At 71.3% G+C, this 1,169-nt stretch carries 1 protein-coding gene; it reads left to right on the plus strand.

The window, feature by feature from the left end; genetic code table 11:
• Positions 1-325 precede the first annotated feature (325 nt).
• On the plus strand, positions 326-1,169 hold an 844-nt coding region (locus ACSNOG_RS32745), incomplete at its 3' end, for a hypothetical protein (RefSeq protein ID WP_436756334.1).

A 1,169-nucleotide genomic window follows, 5' to 3' on the forward strand; every position in this document is an offset into this window, starting at 1 on the left:
AAGCCCGGCCGCGACGAGGCCGGCGGCTATGAGGAGGGTCGCGGGGGAGGCGGGACGTCTGCGGTGGGGCGGACGTGAGTGATCCACTGTTTCCTCCGGTGGGAGAGGAGTCGGCGTCGTGCCGGTGGGTAGTGATGCGTGGGGGGCGGGGAGAGCGGTCACTGCGTGCGCGTAAAGATGGTCTAGGCCAATACATCCGTCAAGGGTTTCCGAGGACCGGTTCTCAGCCGATCCATTCGTGGATAAGGTGCGGAGGCGCCAGGGCGGGGCAGTGACGAACTGTGCCGCCGCAGCCCCCGCTGCCGGAGTGAACGGGGAAGCCGACGTGCCCCTTGCGATAGCAGTCACCAGCCCCGACCTGGTGGTCTCACCGACCGATGGGCCGGTCCCCGACGCTGCCGTCCTCCATCCGCCCGGTGCCGAGCCGCTGGAGACCGCGGTCGCGCGCATGTCCGTCCTGCTCGACCGGTGCGGTCACGTCGTCGTCCTCTACCCCGACTCCCTGCCCATCCCGTACGTGCGGCGTTTGCACGGGATCCGGGCCGTGCTGGAAAGCGAGCGGATCGCGCTGGTGCCCGTGTCGCTGCCGCCGCTGGCCGTCGGCGTCCTGGCCGCTCAGTTACGGCAGTTGTCCGTCTCCGATCTCAGTCCCGGAGTGCTCGCCTCCGCCGCGCGGCTGCTCGCCCACTACATCTATGCGGGGGCACAGCTCTCCAGCGTCGCCGGCGTCGACCGCGTCGAGGTCGGGCTAGGAGCCCACCTCGCGTCGGCCCTGCCCGGCGCGCGCTTCGCAGTGCTGATCAACCCCGGCCCTCGGCTCATCAGAATCGGCGGTGACGGCGTCCCCGACGGGCCGGGCTTCGCGACCTGGATGACCCTGGCGCGGGACAAGCCCGTCCGCGGCGACGACTGGGTGCTGCAGACCCTCGCCCCTCACTGGCACGTACAAGGCGCCCAGGAGACCGTGCTGCCCGAGGAGTCCCGGCGCTGGTGGGGCACCCGGCGAGCCGTCGAGTTCGCGGCGGCCATCCCGGATCCGTCCATGCTGTACCAGCTCGTGGCGTCCGTCAGGCGGGAGGAGTGCCACTGGTGCGGCCTCGAACTCATCGGGGACCGCTGCGCGTTCTGTGCCGGCCCCGTGCCCCGCACCGGAGGTGCCCCCTCAACGC

The organism is Streptomyces sp. URMC 124 (genome assembly GCF_051386455.1).
In the GTDB taxonomy this organism is placed as follows: Bacteria; Actinomycetota; Actinomycetes; order Streptomycetales; family Streptomycetaceae; genus Streptomyces.